This window comes from Spirochaetota bacterium, assembly GCA_017999915.1.
Classification (GTDB): Bacteria; Spirochaetota; UBA4802; order UBA4802; family UBA5550; genus RBG-16-49-21.
The window spans coordinates 93,019-107,917 of the sequence record JAGNKX010000001.1 but is presented as its reverse complement, the minus strand read 5'-3'; the positions used below and the strand labels follow the sequence as shown (position 1 = coordinate 107,917).

Genomic DNA, 14,899 nt, shown 5'->3' with positions numbered 1-14,899 from the left:
CGATATTAACCCACTGGGAGGATAGTAGCGAAGATGAATCAGAAGAAAGAGATCATCGAAAAATTCAAGACTCATGACAAGGACACCGGTTCCCCGGAGGTTCAGATTGCCCTTCTGACTGACCGCATCAATCAGTTAATGGAGCATTTCAAGGTCCACGCGAAGGATTTTCATTCCCGCCGCGGCCTGCTGAAACTTGTCGGCCAGAGAAGACGGCTCCTTGACTATCTCAAGAAGAAAGACCTTGGCCGCTATCGCGGACTTATCAAGGAACTGGGCATCCGGAGATAACCGGGCCCGGATCACAGCTCCACGGAGATGTTCGCCATCCGCTGAATATGCTTGTGCACGAAGTCCGGAATATAGGAGCCAGACATTGTCATGACCCCGGTCGGGGCAATCTCTGACCTCTATATTCTGGCGTAACCATGTTGGCGGCCGGCATCCCGTCGGAGCGACAAGCAACAGTAAAGAGGTAATAGCTATGTCTATCGAATTCAATGTAGAGGTTGGCAAAGAGAAGCTCAGCTTCAACACCGGGTACCTGGCGAAACAGGCCGACGGTGCCGTCGCGGTTTCTTACGGGGAAGTGGTCGTGTTCGCGTCAGCGGTGGTATCGAGAGAAATCAAGGAGGGGCAGGATTTTTTTCCCCTGACCGTCGACTATCGCGAGAAAGCCTATGCCGCCGGTAAATTTCCGGGCGGCTTCATCAAAAGGGAGTCGCGGCCCAGCGATAAAGAGGTGCTGACAAGCCGTCTCACGGACCGTCCCATACGGCCGCTCTTCCCGAAGGATTTCATTAACGAAGTCCAGATAATTATTTACGTTTGGTCCGCGGACCGGAAGAACCAGCATGATATCCTGGCAATCAACGCGGCATCAGCGGCGCTGGCCGTGTCCGGGGTCCCGTTCCTCGGGCCGGTGGGAGCGGTGCGTGTCGGCCGGGTGAAGGGGCAGTGGATCATAAACCCCACTTTTGCCGAGGACGCTGAGAGCGATATCGATGTCGTCGTCGCGGGTACCAAGACCGCGGTGACCATGATCGAGGGATCGGCGAAAAATATTTCCGAGGCCGACATGATCGCCGCTGTTGAGGTCGCCCATGAGCAGATCAGGAAAATCTGCGCCACGCAGGAAGAGCTAGCCAGGGCCGTCGGCAAAAAGCCTTTCAAGTATACGCCTTACATTCCCGACGAGAAGCTGAAGGAAGAAATCGTAAAACGGTATTCTAATGACGTTGATCAACTGTCGCAATACAAGATCAAGCACGAGCGGGAAGACGCCAAGAACGAGATCATCGAAAGGGCGAAAAAGGAGCTCGCCGAGCTCTACCCTGAAACGATCGGCCAGGCGGCCGGCGCCATCGACGATCTGGACGGCGAGTTCGTGCGCAGGCGCATCCTGGAAAAAGGCGAGCGTGCCGACGGGCGCGGCCTGAAGGTGATACGGCCCATCGACATCATGGTGGGCATCCTGCCGAGGGCCCACGGCTCCGCGGTGTTCACCCGGGGCGAGACCCAGAGCCTTGGCGTCACGACTCTTGGGTCTGTAGACGATGTCCAGCGCATGGATGACATCGAAGGCGAGGGCGAGAAGAGCTTCATGCTTCATTACCATTTCCCGCCCTTCTCCGTCGGTGAGACAGGCCGCCATGGCGGCGTGGGACGCCGGGAGATCGGCCACGGCATGCTGGCGGAGCGCGCTCTTGAATATGCGATTCCGGACAAGAATGTTTTTCCCTACACCATCCGCCAGGTCTCCGAGATACTCGAATCAAACGGGTCCTCATCCATGGCGTCGGTATGTTCCGGCTCCCTGTCGATGTTCAATGCCGGCGTCCCCCTCAAGGCCGCCGTGGCGGGCATCGCCATGGGCCTGGTCATGGAAGGCGATAAGTACGCGATCCTGAGCGACATCATCGGCCTCGAGGACCACCTGGGCGACATGGACTTCAAGGTCACCGGCACGGAGACCGGCGTCACCGCCTTCCAGATGGACATCAAGATCCAGGGGATTACGCCCGCGATCATGAAAGTCGCCCTCGAACAGGCAAAAGAAGGTCGTCTCCATATACTGGGCATCATGAACCAGATAATTCCGAAGCCGGAGAAGAAACTCTCGCCTTACGCGCCGCTCATCAAGACCATCATGATCAATCCCGAGAAGATCGGCGCGGTCATAGGGCCGGGCGGCAAGGTGATACGCCAGATCATAGAAGAGACCGGCACCGACATCAACGTCGAGGACGACGGATCGGTGACCCTTACCGGTCCGGACCAGGAGTCGGTGGCGAAAGCCGAGGACTTCATCATGGGTCTCACGGAGGAAGTGGAGATTAACAAGGTCTACGAGGGAACGGTGCGCCGCATCTTCGAATTCGGCGCCATGGTCGAGATCATGCCCGGCAAGGAAGGGCTCATCCATATTTCCAAGCTTGACGTCACCCGGGTCAACAAGGTCGAGGACGTCGTGAATATCGGCGACCGGGTCAAGGTCAAGGTCATCAAGGTCGATGATCGGGGCCGGATCGACCTGAGCAGAAAAGACGCCTTATGATCGAACCGGTTCGTTGATGGTATACAGATACAGACAGGATAACGGATTATCCGTGCTGCTCGAGCCGATCGAGGGCGTCGTCTCGGTCTCGGTGGGGCTCTGGATCAAATCGGGCTCCCGCAACGAGACCGATGACCAGCACGGGTACGCCCACTTCATCGAGCATATGCTCTTCAAGGGCACGAAGAATTATTCCGCCAGGGACATAGCCCGGATCGTGGATCGCGTCGGGGGCCAGCATAACGCAGCCACGAACCGGGAATACACCTGCTATTACATCAATGTCGTCTCCGATCATATCGAGCTGGCGATGCAGCTCCTCGCGGAGACCTTCTACGATTCGCTCTTCGATTCCGGCGAGCTCGAAAAAGAGAAGAATGTCGTCATGGAAGAGATCAGGATGTACGAGGACGCTCCCGACGAGCTCATCCATGACATGTTCATGGAAAACATGCTCAAGGGCCATCCCCTGAGCCATCCCATCCTGGGGACCCACGAGAGCATCCGCGGCACCACGCGGGAGAAGCTCGTTGGTTTTTTCGAGAGCCAGTACCGCAACGACAACGTGGTCCTCGCCCTCGCAGGGAACTTCAGCCGCGAGGAGGCGGAGCGGCTCACGGCGAAATATTTCTCCCGAACCAACGGCACGGCCGCGGCGCCGGCGCCGGCGCCGCGCTCCCCGAGCCGCGTCGATTACTTTCATCTGGAGAAGGACCTCGAACAGGTGCATTTCTGCCTCGGCACCGGGGGGATCAGGCGCGACGACGACGACCGGTGGGGCCTCTACATCCTGAGCACGGTCCTGGGCGGCAGCATGTCGTCTCGGCTCTTTCAGAACATCCGCGAAAAAGAAGGCATCAGCTATTCCATCTATTCCTTTCACTCGTCATACAGCGACAGCGGCGTCTTCGGTATCTACTGCGCGACGCTGCCGGAAAACTACAAGCGGGCCGTGGAACTGATCGGCGTGGAGTGCCGCGATATCGCCACGCAGGGGATCACCGCAGAGGAGCTCCAGGACGCAAAGGACTTCATGAAGGGCAACCTGGCCCTGAGTCTTGAGAGCGTCGAGGTGCGCATGGGGCAGCTCGCGAAGGACGAGATCACCTTCAGGCGGAGCTTCGGCTTCGGCGAGGTCGTGGACTACATCAACAGGGTGACCATGGACGATTTCATGAGGATCAGCGAAAGGATTTTCGGGGGAAGGAAGCTTTCGGTGGTGTCCGTCGGTACTTTGAATGACATGAAAATCCCCCAATCGTGCATCGTGTTTTAAGGCGCTATGTAACATAACGCCGCCGCGGGACTCTGAACAGCGTGCGGGAAAATTTTTTTTCAACGGGTATTTTTTGCTTTACTTTGTCGAACGATGCTTTATGTAAAATATAAATTCCTATATTGGCACAGGGAGAAATGATATGGCGTCGAAAAATGATGGCATGAACAGCACCATCGGAGAAGGCTCGGTCTTCGAAGGAAAATTCTATATCAGCGGGTCGCTCCGTATCGACGGCAAGTTCGAAGGTGAGATCAAAACCGACGAGGAGCTTGTCGTGGGTGAGACCGGCAAGGTGAAAACCGATATCGTCGCCAAATCAGTCGTCATAGCAGGCACCGTCATCGGCAACATCTCCGCGCGAAACGAGGTGCGGTTGCTGGAGACCGGCAAGATACTGGGCGATATCAACGCCCCCTCGGTCCTGCTTCAGAAGGGGGTTGTGGTTTCCGGAAATTTTAACATTACCGGGGGACATAAAAAGGATACCAAGAAAGTTATCGAAGAATCCTTTCACGGCGGCTCTTCCCAGGGCGAGACTACCGATATCAGGAATATCGGTTCCCGTTAACACCGGCCCGTTGACTTGTCCGGAACCAGTATCCGCCATGAGGAGCACATCCGCCGATGCTGTTTTTGAATAGCATTCCGACAGCGGTAAACATGTAAATAATTCTATCGAATCTGCCGAATAAGAAGTGAGGGGGCTCCGTTCGCTTTCGTGAGGACGAACAGCGTTGCGACCATATGAAAAAGATTTTTTCTAAAACAATCAAGTTCAGCAAATTCACCATTTCGATTTTTTCGAACGAGATCGTCGTCGTATATATAGGTCAGAAGAAAATATTCATCAAGACCATCCGGATGAAGGTCCCGGAGATCCGTCTATTCCAGATGAGGGCCCCGCGGCTTAAAAAATCCGTCATCACGCTGCCGACAATATCCCTGTTGAGCCATCCCCGGATGTCGGCGCACCGGAAGAAGCTGGCGGCGGCCCTGGGGATCGCGCTGGCGGCGGTCATCGTCGTCTTTTCCCTGTATCCATCAAAGGAGAAGGAACCGGTCGTTATCGATGATGAAGCGATCAAGAAAAATCTCCTTCAATCGAAGCAGACCGATTACGCGTCGCCCGGACAATCGCAGAAGCTGGTGATCAGCGAGCACCGCATCGGGAACGGCGAATCGCTGCAAAAAATAGCGAAGAAATACGGCGTTTCCGTTGATACGATCCGGGGAACCAACAACCTCACCGCCGACAGCATTTTAAAAAACGGGATGGTGCTGAAAATACCGAACAAGGACGGCCTGCTGCTGAAGATGCAGAAGGGGGGCGAGCTGGTATCCATCGCCCGAAAATACAAGGTCTCCCTGAAGAAAATCATCGAGGAAAACAATATCAGGAACCCTGATTTCGTCGCCTCCAACACGGTTCTCTTCATCCCGGACGCGAAGCCGCTGAACACTTTTTCCGGGTTCCTGTGGCCGGCCTTCGGCAGGTTCATCACCTGCGGGTACGGATGGCGCCGGGACCCCTGGGACCCGAGCCACTCGGAATTTCACCCCGGCCTTGACATCCGCTGCATATTTCAGCCGGTGCGGGCGTCGAAGTACGGCCAGGTCACCTATACCGGGTGGCTCGGCGGCTACGGCAGGACCGTCATCATCGCCCATCCCGGCGGGTGGAAGACGGTGTATGCCCATCTGTCGAGGGTCATGGTGCGCACCGGCCAGTACGTGAAGCAGGGCCAGAGCGTTGCCGTAAGCGGCAACACGGGGCGCTCCACCGGGGCCCATCTCCATTTCGAAATTATCCAGAACGGCAGGAACATCAATCCCTTCATTTATTTCCGCAAGAAAAAGGGCTGATACGGAATCCGATACCAGCCTTCGCCATTGTGCCCGTTAATTACCCTGCTGCGGTATCACAGCGTTTTGATGATAGCCTGGATCTGTTCTGTCAATCCCGCCGTTTCTTTCACCGTTTCCTTGATGAATGAATCGTCGCACGCCGCGGTGTTGACGTCGTAATAATCGGGGATGATCCTCGCGCCCCGCGCGTCGTCGCGCGCCTTTGAAGAGAGGGTGCTTTCCGATATCGACCTGAGAATATCGATCAGGCGCGCGAGGCTGTCCCTGAGGGTTCTGCCGCGGTGCCCCTCCGCCTCGATAAGCTTCCGCGCGTGCTCCCAGTCCCGGTCACCGGTCGCCTCGTCATGGATCCCGGCGAGCGCGCCGGCCTTTCCTTCCGCTCGCAGGGAAATAACGCGATTCAGCATCTGCGTCAGGCAGTAATACTCGATATATAGCTCATAGGCCTCGATGCCGCTCATCCTGCTCCGGTCGGTCATGAAATTTTTTCCGATGCCGGGGATGTCGGCATCCGTGTAAAATGCTTTCACCGGGACGGCTTGCTTCAGCGCATCTCTCGCAAGCACCATCAGGTCGATAATATCCGGCCTGAATACCGCAAAGGTGAATGACGACCTGCGGGCCTTGTTTCGTTTCTTATACTTGCCCTCGTTTCTTCGTATGGCATAGATGTTATTGGAGAGGACCCACCCGGGGAAGAGCTCGTTAAAGGAGGGGGGAACGCCCGGCGCCACAGGGGCCGGCTTGTTTATCAGGGAAAAGGGAAATACCAGCTTCTGCGGCAGCGTATCAACGCCCGTCGCGATGATCGAATAGGGCGCCTTTGTGAAGTCGGACGGGAACTTGATATTCGTCCCGAGGCCGAAAAAAAGGCCTTCGCCGCACCAGATCTCCTGGTCGGGAGACTTCGAGGTGTGGTTGGACCCTATGTTCGCGCCGTAGGCAATGTTGCCCTTCCCCTCGGGCCATATGCCGGCGATGAGCATCGACTGGTGGTGAAATCCGACGAAGGGCCCGAGGAGGCATGAGGTCACTTCGCCCTCGGCTATGCCCGTATTGGGCCCGATGACGCTCATGGTAACCTTCCCATGGCGCTCCACGTGGGAATGCTCGCACAGGACGGATTTATCGACAAGAGCCATGGACGCGACCTCGCTTCCCCATTGGATGCAGGAGTCCCGCACAAAGGCGCCGTCGCGGATCTCTGTTTTCTCTTCAGGGGTCGCGAGGATGGTGCAGTTTTTGACAAGAGTGGCGCCGAAGATGACGACGCCGTCCCCGACATAGGCGTCTTCGATGGTTGACGAATTCCTTATTATCGCCCGTTTCCCGATATATCCCGCCGGTGCGGTGCATTTTTCCACGTACCGGCCGATGAATTCTTTATAATCATTCAAAAGAAGCCTGTCGGACCTTCTCTTTGCCACGGCCTCGGCGACGGGAATCGTCAGCTCCGCGTAGGATAGTATCTCTCTCCCGCCGGTTTCGTTGCCGACGGCAATTTCCACTCCGTTGCCGAAGGTGCAGGATCCGGACGCGGTTATGGATCCGTTCCTCACCAGCACGGCGCCGTCGTTCACCACGCAGTTTGAGATGATGCCTGCATCATGGATGACGCATCCGTTTCCTATTTCGGCATTGATGATGGTGCTGCGGTAAATTCCCGCGGGAAGGGACGTTGAGCAGTCGATCGCGGACCGCGTCCCGTCCAGTGCCCCGAGGCGGCAGGAGCCGTGAAAGGCGCTGCTGAATATGCAGTCGGCGGTAAATCCATCCGCAACCAGCAGGGCGCCCCAGTCATCGCAGATATTGCCCTGTTTCTTTAATTGGTCGATTTCTTCGTCGCTCAGCGTTCTGACGGCATCCTTGAAAAGCCTGCTTTTGTACGAATCATTCTTTAGAAGCTCAATGCTTTTAAGGAATTCGGATTCTTTCAGGATGCCGCCTGTCAGGTTTGCCAGTAGTTGTGACATTGTTGTCTCGCACCTTCTTGTTTGATTACCTGCCGATCTTTTTCTGAACAAGTTTTTTATTGTCGCGCACCCAGTTATAATACTCCGTGCGGGTAAGCATGGAGGCTGCGTCCCTGTCAAGGACGACCGTCACGTGGCAATGGAGCTGCAGGGCGGACGCCGTTATCATCGATGTCACGGGTCCCTCGATGAATTTCGCGCAGACCTCGGCTTTTTTCTTGCCGTTGGCGATCAAGAGGATTTTCCGCGCCTCCAGGATCGTTCCGATACCCATGGTAATGGCGAAGCGCGGCACATCTTCCTCCTTTGTAAAGAACCTGGCGTTGTCCTCTATGGTTTCCTTGTAGAGGGCCTTTACCCTTGTCCGGCTTGCGAAAGAAGATCCCGGCTCGTTAAAAGCGATATGGCCGTCTCTCCCGATCCCGAGTATCTGGAGGTCGATGCCGCCGGACTCCTTTATTTTCTTTTCATACCATTCGCAGAAGATCTCCGGGTCGTTGGTGTTTCCCTGCGGTACGAATACCCGTGAAGGGTTGATGTTCACGTGCTTGAACAGGTTCTCCTTCATGAAATAATTGTAGCTGTTTTCATGAAGGGGGGCCAGTCCCACATATTCATCCAGATTAAAAGTGGTTGCCTTTGAAAAGTCAAGTCCTTCTTCGTTATAGACTTTGACAAGTTCTTTGTAGGTTCCGATGGGGGTGTCACCCGTTGCCAGTCCCAGGGTCAGATCATGCTTTTTCCTGACCTCGCTGGCGATTATCTCCGCTGATATTCGGCTCATTTCTTCATAATCTTTCGCAATAATTATTTCCATATATAAACCTCATGATAAATATAAGTAATCCTTAAATTTAAGTTAGTATTTCTAAAGCCATGATGATGTCAAATAGTATATTATATGCGGAACTTGCATTGTAATATTTTTATCGCTTAAATCTTCGTGCAGGTATGGAGCCACATATCACAGCGAGAACATTTTCAATGACATGCCTCTGATGTGATTATGCCGCTCTGGCGGGTGCGAAAAAATCAGCCAGGTCTTGGCCTGGCAGAGATCATGGGCCACGTTGTGAAAATCGTTTATGTCTCATTCGATTTTGTCCTGCTGCGAGAAGAGCGCATAGTAGCGCCGGATGGATTGCTGTGAATCTGAGGCGCACTCGGGTGAAAGATAATTCTTACGATGAATCAGGCGAGGCCCTGAAAAATTCGGATAAACAATCGGTTCACTTCCGCCTGCTGCGGAACCCGTGAAAAATGAGAGGGGTAACTGTGAAACGCCTGGAGTTATAGACCCAAAAAATGAATTGACTCATTACCCCGCGGGGCATCCCTGTATACACAGGCAGCCGAGGGCAAGCCGGGAGAGGCCTCCCCGTGCGCCGTTGAAATCATGGACCGGAGCGATGTACATGCTGAAGGACGCTAATTTTTTACTGGAAATAGGCACCGAGGAAATCCCCGCCGGGTATATCCCGCCGGCCATCGAGGCCGTGAAAAAGGTGTTTGTCGAGAACCTTGGCGGGAACCGCATCGATTTCGATTCCATCGAGGTGTACGCCACGCCGCGGCGGACAGCGGTGCTCATTTCGAAGCTTGCGGCGTCGCAGCGCGAGGAGGAGGTTGAGCTCAAGGGTCCCTCGGTGAAGGCCGCCTATGACGGGTCGGGGAAGCCCACGAAGGCCCTGGAGGGTTTTGTCAAGGGCAACGGCATCTCCGCCGGTGACGTGTTCACCAGGGAGTCCGACAAGGGGTCCTACGTGTTCGCGAAGAAAAAGCTCGATTCGAAGAAAACAGAGGAGCTCCTGCCCGGCATCATCACCCAGATCGTCAGCGCCATTCCCTTCCCGAAGCGGATGCGGTGGAGCGATAAGACCGTGACCTTCCCGAGGCCCATCCGCTACTTCGTGATACTCTTCAACGGGACAGTGATACCTTTTGAGGTCGACGGCATCGCCTCCTCGAATATGACGCGGGGCCACTACGTGCAGAACAATACCATGATTGAGATCACGGGTATCGGCGCCTACGACGATATCCTGAAAAAGAACGGGGTCATCGTGAACCAGGAGGAGCGGATGGAGATGATCCGGAAGGACCTGGCCGAGGCGGCCGCGAAAGCGGGCGGAAAGCTCCTCGAGGACGAGGAGCTCCTCAAGACCGTGACTTACCTGGTGGAGCGGCCCTATATCTGCACCTGCCGCTTCGACCGCCAGTTCCTGACCCTCCCCGATATAGTCCTCATCGCCGAGATGCGGGAGCACCAGAAATACTTTTCCGTCGTGGACGGAGGCGGCAGGCTGACGGACGCCTTCCTGGTCGTGTCGAACAACCCGGCCACGGCGAACGTCAGGGCCGGGAACGAGCGGGTCATTTCCGCGAGGTTCAACGACGCGCGCTTCTTCTACACCGAGGACCGAAAGGTGAAGCTCGGGGACAGGGTCGAATCGCTGAAAACCGTCCTCTTCCACAAGGAGCTCGGCTCCATATACGATAAGGTTGTCAGGGTGCGGGCCATCGCCGATTACATCGCGGGGCGCCTGGGCCTCGACGCCCCGCAGCGGGAGCGGATCGCCCGCGCCGTGGATCTCTGTAAGACCGACCTGATGACCGCTGTCGTGTTCGAGTTTCCCTCCCTGCAGGGGCACATCGGAAAGATCTACGCACTGGAGGACGGCGAGGCGAAGGACGTGGCCGACGCCATCGAGGACCACTACAAGCCGCGCTACAGCGGCGAGGCGCAGCCGACGGCCATGACCTCCATCGTCCTTTCCCTGGCGGAAAAGATCGACAATATTTTCGGATCCTTCTCCGTGGGGAACATCCCGAAGGGATCGGCGGACCCCTACGCCCTGCGGCGCCAGTCCAACGCCATCGTGGAGCTCCTCATTAAAAATGAAATCAATCTCAACCTGAAGGACCTCCTTGACTCCGTGGCGGGCAATTACGGCGGCGGCAAAGACCTGGCCGGCAAGATCGTGGAGTTCGTCGCGGTGCGGGCAAAGACCATCTACTCGGAAAGCGGGCTTTCCCACGACGAGATCGACGCGTGCCTCTCCACGGGCTCGAGCGACTTCCTGGAGCTTTACCGCAGGGCGAAGAGCGTCAACCGGTTCAGGAAGAACGACAATTTCTCACAGATGCTCCTCAGCTTCAAGCGGATGAACAATATCGTTTCGGCCTTCCGGAAGGAGAACGGCGCCTATGCCCTGTCCTTCAACCCGTCCCTCTTCCAGTGCGACGAGGAAAAGGAGCTTCACCGGTTCTTCGATTCACGGGCGGAGGACATCGACGCGCGCATAGCCTCGAGCGATTATATCGGGCTCTTTGAGCTCCTGATCGAGGGGAAGCCGATCATAGACAGGTTCTTCGACAAGGTCCTGGTCATGGACAAGGATGTGTCGCTCCGCGACAACAGGCTTGCCGTCCTGGAGGGCATTTTGAAGCATTTTGCGACGCTCATGGATTTTTCGAGAATAGAAGACCGGTGACACCGCGTATTCCCGAGACTCCGCTGAAATAACTGAATAGAAAGGCCGGGCCCCCGCGGCGCATCTCCGGCGCAGGTGTTGACCATGTTCGATACAGACGAAAAAAAGACCGTGTTTTCATATATCAGGGCGTTTCTCTATCTGGTCCGGTCGTATTTCCACTACCAGCTGTTTTTTAAGAGAAAATTCACCCATATCGCCGCCGTCCCCAACGTGTGGGGAATCTGGAACGTCGTGGTCTACGGCCCCAATATCAGCCTCGGCAAGGGGGTGGTCATCGTCGCGGGCAACGGCTACCGGACGAACCTCTCCACGATCAAGCTGGGTGACATCGAGGGGAGCATCACCATAGGGGACAACGTACTGGTCATGAACGGCGTGCGGGTCAGCTCCGCCTCGTCCATCACCATCGGCGACGGGTGCATGCTGGGCAACTTCTGCTACCTGTCCGATTCGGACTGGCACGACATCCATGACCGGACCTGCATGCCCGGCGGGAGCGCACCCATCGTGCTGGAGCGGGGCGCCTGGGTGGGCGACTCGGCCATTGTCCTGAAGGGGGTCCGCATCGGCGAGAACTCCATCGTCGGCGCCGGCGCGGTGGTGACCAGGGACGTGCCGCCCAATGTCGTCGTCGCCGGCAACCCCGCCCGGGTGGTCAAGAAGCTCGACCCGGAAAAGATCATCCTCCAGGGAGAATGGGAGCGGAAGAAGCAGATGCAGCAGCCGCCGATCACCATCCGGCGCGAGGCGCGGCGATGAGAACGGACAAGCCCCTGAAGATTTGCCTCCTCTGCTACCGCGGAAATCCCTATTCCGGCGGCCAGGGGATCTACCTCAAGTACATCGCCGACGAGATGGTGCGCCAGGGCCACGAGGTCCACGCCATCGTGGGACCGCCCTATCCGTTCCCGATGAAGGGGGTCGTTCTCCACGCCATACACAACAACCAGTACTTCGTTCGCAAGAAGCTAGATATCATAGAGGCGGACGATCCCTTCGCGATCCTCCGTCCCCTCAATTTTTACGAATACCTGGCCAGCCGCACCGGCGCCTTTTCCGAGATCAGCGCCTTCGGGTGGCGCGCCTACATGCTCCTGCGCGACCTCCATGAGAAGCACTCCTTCGACGTGATCCACGACAACCAGTCCGTCGGCTACGGCCTCCTCATGATGAAGTATTTCGGGATCCCGGTGATCGCCACGATCCATCATCCCCTTTCGATCGACCTGGTGAACGTGCTGGAGCGGACTCAGAAGTTCAAGAACAAGGCGAAGACCGTGATGTTCTATCCCACCCTGATGCAGTCGATCGTGGCCAGGCGTCTGGACCACATCATCACCGTGTCGGAGGATTCGAAAAGGATGATCCGCCGCGATTTCGGCGTGCCCCTGGAAAACCAGACCGTGGTCTACAACGGCATAGACCGGTCCGTGTTCCGGCCGCTGCCGGGGGTGAGGAAGAAAAAGGGCAGGATCATCTTTGTCGGCAACGTCGAGGACGGCAAGAAGGGCTTCGCCTATCTCCTGAAGGCGCTTCCCCGCATCGACCGGCGGGTCACCGTCACGGCCGTGGAGGGAGGCGCGCCCCACCACAAGGTCACGGACCGGCTGATGACGGCTTTCGGCCTGGAGGGCCGCGTTCATTTTACCGGCAAGACCACCACCGAGGACCTGGTGCGCCTCTACAGCGAGTCTGAGCTGGCCATCGTACCTTCCGTGTACGAGGGCTTCGGCCTCCCCGCGGCCGAGGCCATGGCCTGCGGCGTGCCGGTCGTGTCCAGCGACGGCGGCGCCCTCCCGGAAGTGGTGGGCGATGCCGGCGTGGTGGTCCCGGTCCGCGATGATATCGCCCTGGCGGACGCAGTCAACGGCCTCATCGGCGATCCGAAACGCATGAAGGCCATGGGCGCGGCCGGCATCGAGCGGGTGAAGCGTCACTTCAACTGGGAAAAGGCCGTGCGGGAGATAGTAGCCGTGTACCGGCGCTTCCTTTAAGCGGTCATACCGAATTACATTAATTCCTTCCTCCCGGTTCCTTCATCTTGACAGTAACGATTTTTTTTGATATGTTAAAACAGTAGTTTATTGTATCTTGCCCGGCCGGTGGTCTGAAACGACGCGTAGCTGATATGGAGGTATCGAATGAACTTCGGGATAAACGCCATGCTCGAACGTTACGACCCAAAGTCGTATGACCTCCGCGGGCGGGTAAGGATCATCTGGTACTTTTTCCTGATCATCATTCCAATTCTCCTGGTCTTTGTCGTTATCATGAATATCCTCATACCCCGGGGATTGTTCCAGGCGCTGAATCTGATCATTTTAACGATCATCCTCATACTCTTGGGCAGCATGGTGTTCGTGGCGCGGGGCCACTACAATATAGCGGTGACGATCATGGCCTTCGGTGTGCTGGGAAGCCTCATCTTCAACGTCAAGGGGACCGAGGCGACGGGCTCCGCCCAGCGCTTTCTGGTCAGCGAATTCTCCTTCATGATGCCCATCATGTTTTCCCTTCTCTTTTGCAGAAAATGGGTCCTCGTCGCCGTGGCCGCCATCTCGGAAGCGACGGTCCTCCTCACGGTGCTCCCGTCGGAGATTGTTGATCCCGCCATCAAGTATGTCGTGACCGCCTCGATGAGCATCACCATCATCATTTCGTTCATCATCGCCATGATGATGACCTCCATCACCGAGACGTCAAAGCGGCTCCGGAGCGAGGACGCGAAGCGGGAGCGCGAGGCCCAGCGCGAGATCAATGAAAAGCTGATGGAATCGATGCAGAGCGTATCGGCGAGACTCGATGACTCGTCCAGGGACCTGTCCGGGGACGCGCTCCATTTCGCCGAAAATATCCAGGGCCAGGCGTCGTCGATCGAGGAGATCACCGCGACAATGGAGGAGATCTCCTCCGGTGCGGAGCAGGTGAGCGAGAGCGCCCGTCGCCAGTCGGAGCTGATGGACACTCTCATGAAGCGCATGGACGGCCTGGTCGGGCTCGCGCGGGAGATGGAGTCACGCATCGCGGCGACCCTGACCCGGACGGACGCCATCGCCGCGACCGCCCGCGCCGGCGAAGGGTATATCGGCCGCATGGACGCCACCATGAGCGAGATCGGATCGACGTCCAGGGAGATGACCGGCATACTGGGGATCATCAACGACATATCGGACCGGATCAACCTCCTGTCGCTGAACGCGTCCATCGAGGCCGCCCGGGCCGGCGATTACGGGCGCGGCTTCGCCGTGGTCGCAGACGAGGTTGCCAAGCTCGCGGAGCAGACATCGGCGAGCGTCAAGGAGATCGCGGCCCTCATCGCCAAGAGCGAGTCCGAGACCGGCAAGGGGGCCGCCGCGGTCCAGGACACGGTGAAGATAATGCGGGAGATACTGGCCGGCGTGGAGGAGTCGAACCGGATGATGGAAACCGTCAGCGCCGCCATGGGAACCTCCATAGAATCGACCGGCGAAGCCCATGGGGCGGTTGCAACGGTGAAGGAGCGCTCCGAAGAGATAACCACGGCCTCGACGGAGCAAAAGACAGCGGCCCTCGAAGTGATGAACACCATCAGTGACATCAACCAGCTGTCCCAGACCAACGCGGCCCGGGCCGAGGACATCACGGGTCACGCAAGGGACATAGCTTCCATGGCCGCAAGCCTCAGGGAAAAGATTTCCTTCCTCAAGGAAGAGGGCGCCTACGGCGTCGAGGAGAATTGAGCCGATTG

General features: G+C 57.0%; 11 protein-coding genes. 9 read left to right on the top strand and 2 right to left on the bottom strand.

The annotated features are described in order from the left end of the window. Window positions 1–33: 33 nt before the first annotated feature. The 5 genes from rpsO to KA369_00385 all read left to right on the top strand — a co-directional run bounded on the left by rpsO (window position 34) and on the right by KA369_00385 (window position 5,699). Complete coding sequence (gene rpsO / locus KA369_00405; protein ID MBP7734407.1) at window positions 34–291, top strand: 30S ribosomal protein S15; 258 nt, start codon at window positions 34–36, stop codon at window positions 289–291. A 193-nt stretch (window positions 292–484) separates the two neighbouring features. Further along, window positions 485–2,557 (top strand): polyribonucleotide nucleotidyltransferase, encoded by a 2,073-nt coding sequence (locus KA369_00400; protein MBP7734406.1) that lies wholly within the window; start codon window positions 485–487, stop codon window positions 2,555–2,557. A 16-nt stretch (window positions 2,558–2,573) separates the two neighbouring features. Then, window positions 2,574–3,833 (top strand): insulinase family protein, encoded by a 1,260-nt coding sequence (locus KA369_00395; protein ID MBP7734405.1) that lies wholly within the window; start codon window positions 2,574–2,576, stop codon window positions 3,831–3,833. Between the two features lie 142 nt (window positions 3,834–3,975). Continuing rightward, window positions 3,976–4,404, top strand: a complete 429-nt coding sequence (locus tag KA369_00390; GenBank protein MBP7734404.1) for a polymer-forming cytoskeletal protein — start codon at window positions 3,976–3,978, stop codon at window positions 4,402–4,404. A gap of 176 nt (window positions 4,405–4,580) precedes the next feature. After that, window positions 4,581–5,699 (top strand): peptidoglycan DD-metalloendopeptidase family protein, encoded by a 1,119-nt coding sequence (locus tag KA369_00385; GenBank protein ID MBP7734403.1) that lies wholly within the window; start codon window positions 4,581–4,583, stop codon window positions 5,697–5,699. A 56-nt stretch (window positions 5,700–5,755) separates the two neighbouring features. Here KA369_00385 and KA369_00380 read toward each other — a convergent pair whose 3' ends face one another. Both KA369_00380 and nagB read right to left on the bottom strand, forming a co-directional pair. Then, window positions 5,756–7,675, bottom strand: coding sequence for a DUF4954 family protein (locus KA369_00380; GenBank protein MBP7734402.1), 1,920 nt, complete (start codon window positions 7,673–7,675; stop codon window positions 5,756–5,758). 25 nt (window positions 7,676–7,700) lie between these two features. Continuing rightward, window positions 7,701–8,492 carry a glucosamine-6-phosphate deaminase gene (gene nagB / locus KA369_00375; GenBank protein ID MBP7734401.1) on the bottom strand — a complete coding sequence of 264 codons (792 nt, stop codon included), beginning with the start codon at window positions 8,490–8,492 and terminating at the stop codon, window positions 7,701–7,703. A 598-nt stretch (window positions 8,493–9,090) separates the two neighbouring features. Between nagB and KA369_00370 the strand changes: the two genes are divergently transcribed. From KA369_00370 to KA369_00355, 4 genes are all read left to right on the top strand, one after another. Next, window positions 9,091–11,169: a glycine--tRNA ligase subunit beta gene (locus tag KA369_00370; GenBank protein MBP7734400.1), complete on the top strand. Its 2,079-nt coding sequence runs from the start codon at window positions 9,091–9,093 to the stop codon at window positions 11,167–11,169. An 84-nt stretch (window positions 11,170–11,253) separates the two neighbouring features. Further along, window positions 11,254–11,931 carry an acyltransferase gene (locus tag KA369_00365; GenBank protein ID MBP7734399.1) on the top strand — a complete coding sequence of 226 codons (678 nt, stop codon included), beginning with the start codon at window positions 11,254–11,256 and terminating at the stop codon, window positions 11,929–11,931. Continuing rightward, window positions 11,928–13,166 (top strand): glycosyltransferase family 4 protein, encoded by a 1,239-nt coding sequence (locus KA369_00360; protein MBP7734398.1) that lies wholly within the window; start codon window positions 11,928–11,930, stop codon window positions 13,164–13,166. The genes KA369_00365 and KA369_00360 overlap by 4 nt, the downstream gene beginning before the upstream one ends. A 147-nt stretch (window positions 13,167–13,313) precedes the next feature. Further along, complete coding sequence (locus tag KA369_00355; protein MBP7734397.1) at window positions 13,314–14,891, top strand: hypothetical protein; 1,578 nt, start codon at window positions 13,314–13,316, stop codon at window positions 14,889–14,891. The last annotated feature ends 8 nt before the right edge of the window (window positions 14,892–14,899 follow it).